Annotated in this window: 6 protein-coding genes; 5 read left to right on the top strand and 1 reads right to left on the bottom strand. The window is 54.7% G+C overall.

What is annotated here, in order from left to right:
* The 4 genes from WBC85_RS12365 to WBC85_RS12350 all read left to right on the top strand — a co-directional run.
* Positions 1 to 576 (top strand): topoisomerase C-terminal repeat-containing protein (locus WBC85_RS12365; protein WP_424437504.1); only part of this gene is annotated, 576 nt, incomplete at its 5' end.
* An 87-nt stretch (positions 577 to 663) separates the two neighbouring features.
* Complete coding sequence (locus tag WBC85_RS12360) at positions 664 to 1,236, top strand: L,D-transpeptidase (protein ID WP_424437501.1); 573 nt, start codon at positions 664 to 666, stop codon at positions 1,234 to 1,236.
* An 86-nt stretch (positions 1,237 to 1,322) separates the two neighbouring features.
* The gene (locus tag WBC85_RS12355) at positions 1,323 to 2,036 is read left to right on the top strand and encodes a CoA transferase subunit A (RefSeq protein WP_424437498.1); all 714 of its coding nucleotides are present in this window, start codon (positions 1,323 to 1,325) and stop codon (positions 2,034 to 2,036) included.
* Positions 2,037 to 2,039: 3 nt separating this feature from the next.
* Positions 2,040 to 2,663, top strand: a complete 624-nt coding sequence (locus tag WBC85_RS12350; RefSeq protein ID WP_424437495.1) for a 3-oxoacid CoA-transferase subunit B — start codon at positions 2,040 to 2,042, stop codon at positions 2,661 to 2,663.
* A gap of 36 nt (positions 2,664 to 2,699) precedes the next feature.
* Here the strand turns inward: WBC85_RS12350 and WBC85_RS12345 are convergent, their stop codons facing one another.
* Positions 2,700 to 3,545, bottom strand: coding sequence for a lytic transglycosylase domain-containing protein (locus WBC85_RS12345; RefSeq protein WP_424437507.1), 846 nt, complete (start codon positions 3,543 to 3,545; stop codon positions 2,700 to 2,702).
* A 257-nt stretch (positions 3,546 to 3,802) separates the two neighbouring features.
* Here WBC85_RS12345 and WBC85_RS12340 point away from each other — a divergent pair, with 257 nt between their 5' ends.
* Positions 3,803 to 3,988 carry a hypothetical protein gene (locus WBC85_RS12340; RefSeq protein WP_424437492.1) on the top strand — a complete coding sequence of 62 codons (186 nt, stop codon included), beginning with the start codon at positions 3,803 to 3,805 and terminating at the stop codon, positions 3,986 to 3,988.
* The last annotated feature ends 405 nt before the right edge of the window (positions 3,989 to 4,393 follow it).

The raw sequence follows: 4,393 nt of genomic DNA, 5'->3' as shown, positions 1-4,393 counted from the left end.
GTTCCACGCGGCGAACCGACCCCCGAAAATAAAAAGCCGCCGCGCGCGTCGCTGCCGCGTGGCTGGGAAAAGGACGACATGGATCTTGCCAAGGCGCTGACCCTGCTCAGTCTGCCGCGCGAGATTGGCGAACACCCTGAAGGCGGAATGATTAAATCCAACTTCGGCCGCTTTGGTCCATATATTATGCATCAAGGCCCAGAAGATGCGAAACCTGTCTATGTGAACGTCAAAGACCCCAATGATGTGTTTGAAATCGGCATGAACCGCGCGGTTGAATTGCTCGCTGAAAAGCGCGCGAACCCCGGGCGCCGCGGCGGCGGCACGGCCGCGAAACCGCTCAAAGAGCTTGGCGAACACCCCAGCGATGGCGGCCCGGTCAATGTCATGGAAGGGCGTTATGGCCCCTACGTGAAATGGGAAAAGATCAACGCAACGATCCCGAAAGGCACCGAGCCTGCGGAAATAACCATGGAAATGGCCGTGGAGTTGATCGCCGAACGCGCTGCGAAAAGTGGCAAGAAGAAAGCCGCGCCCAAGAAAAAAGCGGCCGCCAAAAAGAAAGAGGCGGAATAGCGCCGTTGACTCAAATGTGAATAGCATATGAGACGAACTCGTGAGAAAGCTGCATCAAAGTGCAGCTTTCTTCATTTGGACCATAAGATGACATCTAATTTGACCCGCCGTAGTGCCCTGTTGGGCTTGACCACTGCTTTCGCCGCCCCGGCTCTTTTGCGTGCTCAAGATGCCACCCCAATCGAACTTTCAGCGGTACGCCGTAATGCGTCCAGCTTTGTGACCCAAGATTGGCGCGACCACTTCGAAAGCCTAGGCAAAGGCGTGATCGTTGCCGATACCACGTCACGCGCACTGCATTATTGGAGCGCCGATGGAAGCGATTATCGCATCTATCCGACCTCGGTCCCGATGAGCGAAGACCTAACCAAACGCGGGTATACTGAAGTCGTGCGCAAGAAGGTCGGTCCGACCTGGACTCCGACCAAAAGCATGCGCGAGCGCGATCCAACCCTGCCCGATCATATGGAAGCAGGCGAGGGTAATCCGCTTGGCTCGCACGCCATTTATCTCAGCTGGCCCGCCTATTTGATCCACGGAACGCATGACACCCGCAAGATCGGACGGCGTTCGTCCTCGGGCTGCATTGGTCTTTATAATGAGAAGATCGAAGAGCTTTTTGCGCTCACACCTATCGGCACGCAGGTGCGGGTCATCTAACTGTCGCCGCAGCGCGGCATATTCATTGACTCTCGCCTGACCCTTCGTCACATATTTGCGCGATACTTAGGGTCAGGAGAATTTTCATGAAAAAAGTCTATGGCAGCGCTGCCGAGGCTCTGGAGGGCGTGCTTTTTGACGGCATGTTCATCGCATCGGGCGGCTTTGGCCTGTGCGGCATTCCAGAACTGCTTTTGCAAGCGATCAAGGAAGCAGGCACGAAGGAGCTGACATTTGCGTCCAACAACGCGGGCGTGGATGACTTCGGCATCGGCATTTTGCTTCAAACCAAGCAAGTAAAAAAGATGATCTCCTCCTACGTGGGTGAGAACGCGGAATTCATGCGTCAGTATCTTTCGGGCGAGCTTGAACTGGAATTCAACCCCCAAGGCACTTTGGCCGAGCGCATGCGCTCTGGCGGCTGCGGCATCCCCGGTTTTTACACCAAAACGGGTGTCGGCACGGTGATTGCCGAGGGCAAAGAGCATAAAGAATTTCCGACCGGCCCTGACGGCGCGATGGAAACCTACATCATGGAGAACGGCATTTTCGCAGACCTCGCCATCGTGAAAGCGTGGAAAGCGGATGCAACGGGCAACCTCGTGTTCCGCAAGACCGCGCGCAACTTCAACCCGCCCGCTGCAATGTGTGGCAAGATGTGCATCGTCGAGGTCGAAGAGATCGTTGAGACAGGCTCGCTAGATCCTGACAGCATCCATTTGCCGGGAATCTATGTGCACCGTATCATTCAGGGCGATCACGAAAAGCGCATCGAACAACGCACAGTGCGGGAGGCATAAGTCATGTGGGATCGTAATCAAATGGCGGCGCGCGCCGCACTCGAACTTCAGGATGGCTGGTATGTGAACCTTGGCATCGGCATTCCGACGCTGGTGTCCAACTACATTCCCGAGGGCGTTGAAGTGACGCTGCAATCAGAGAATGGCATGCTGGGTATGGGCCCTTTCCCGATCTCGGGCAACGAGGACGCTGACCTGATTAACGCAGGCAAGCAGACGATCACAGAGCTGCCGCAGACGGCCTATTTCGATAGCGCCCAGTCCTTCGGCATGATCCGCGGCGGTAAAATCGCTATGGCGATCCTTGGCGCGATGGAAGTGGCAGAGAACGGTGATCTGGCGAACTGGATGATTCCCGGCAAGCTGGTCAAGGGCATGGGCGGCGCGATGGATCTGGTTGCAGGCGTTGGCCGCGTTGTTGTCGTTATGGATCACACCAACAAACACGGCGACAGCAAAGTGCTGAAAGAATGCACGCTGCCACTGACGGGTCAGAAAGTTGTTGATCGCATCATCACCAATCTTGGTGTGCTTGACGTTGTCGAGGGTGGCTTGAAGATCGTCGAATGCGCGGACGGCGTTACCGAAGACGAGCTGCGCGCAGCGACAGAAGCGACAATCGTTTAACAAAAATGTAGGGTGCGTGATATCACGTGCCCTACTTTACCCGCCGAGTTTCTTGAAAACGCAGCCATCCGTGGCCAATTGCGGCGGAGTCACGCACAGCCCGCGCGCGACCTGAAACGCGGCCAGCACCTTTGGCACATAATCACGCGTTTCCGCATAGGGCGGCACACCGTCATTTTTGCGCACGGCCCCTTCGCCCGCATTATAAGCAGCCAAAACCAAGACCGGGTCATTTGAAAACTCTCCCATCAGCCAGTCAAGATAGGCCACACCGCCAGAAATATTCTGCGCAGGAATGCTCGCGTCGCTCACGCCAAAGCGCGTTGCCGTGTCGGGCATCAATTGCATTAACCCTTGTGCCCCTGCCGAGCTGATAGCATCGGCCTTGCCCGCTGATTCAACCGCGATCACGGCAAGAACCAGCGCTGGAGATACCTTTTTCCCGACGGTCGCTTTGAGAATATCAATGCCATGGGCCTGACTGATCGTATGCAATGTTTGCAAACGCGGTGCGCGAACACCGCTGCCAGAGGGGGGATTGGATAGACGGTTCAAGGCAGACTGGTAGCGCCCCGCGCTACTGCCAAGATCGCTAGCAACCGTCTCCCAGAACCAACCATATGAAGCGGACTTTGGCGTTCCCGCGCTCCCGCCTCCTGTTTGACCATTCGCTTTACCACTTATCACAGCGCCTGCTTTGGGCCCTTGCGGCGTGATCTGGATGGTAATGCGTTTGCGGCTACCAGCTTTTGGCGGTTTTTGCCGTTTGGCCGAGAACTCAGGGAACGGTTTGGGTTTGCTCGTCTCGGCCTGGGCCGAGCCGACAGCCAGCATCGCCGATGCAAACATCAGACACTTTAATGCGACAAAAGGGCGATTCATCATGCTCAATCCAACAAACGTCTTTTGCGTTTTACCCAGTATCCAAGGTTTTATAAAGAATTGCACCTAAAACCATACGCGCTGACAGATTGCAGAAAATTCGTCGCTTTAGGCACACAAAGCCTAACCAATATTTCTCGCTAGATGCCACGAAACTGCCAAGATTTTATGTGACACCCACTGTCGAGGGCATCATCCCAAATACTGAACACAAACATTTTCGGGCCAAACGCCACCAAATAAAGGAAAACATCGACATGAAAAATCTAATCAAATCATTTGCCAAACGCGAAGGCGGTGCCGTCACGACCGAATTCTTGGTTCTCGTCGCCGCTGTCGTCGGATTTGGCGTCATTGGCTATGCGGGCATGAACAGCGGTCCTGAAAAGGTTGTGAACGTTGACCCCGATGTCGCGCTCAACAACTTTGTTGCAGGTTTTTAGGCCAACGCTGCTTCAGCATAGCGCGTCAACCAAACAAAATAGCCGATCCGGAAGCGGGTCGGCTATTTTTCTTTGCCTGCTCAATTGACCGACACCGCCCGTTTGGCGCGAAAGCACATAGTTCTAAAGAAAAAGTTAATTGCCAAAAATAGCCCCGCACACGCCACATTCGCGCCCAACTTGCAATTGATACAAACCATATCAAGTAACGGGCCGCAGCGCACAAAGAGGCGGAGCAGACTACCCAGCGCTTGGAGTAAAATGAAACCTGATCCTTAGAAGGAAATACAACATGACTAACTTCATCAAAGCATTCGCACGTGACGAAAATGGCGCCGTAACAGTTGACTGGGTTGTTCTGACAGCTGCAGTTGTTGGCCTCGCAGTAGCCGCATACGGCTCTAT

This window comes from Planktotalea sp., from assembly GCF_049680325.1.
Taxonomy (GTDB): Bacteria; Pseudomonadota; Alphaproteobacteria; order Rhodobacterales; family Rhodobacteraceae; genus Planktotalea.
The sequence above is the reverse complement of the archived record's forward strand: the minus strand, read 5'-3'. Positions and strand labels throughout refer to the sequence as shown.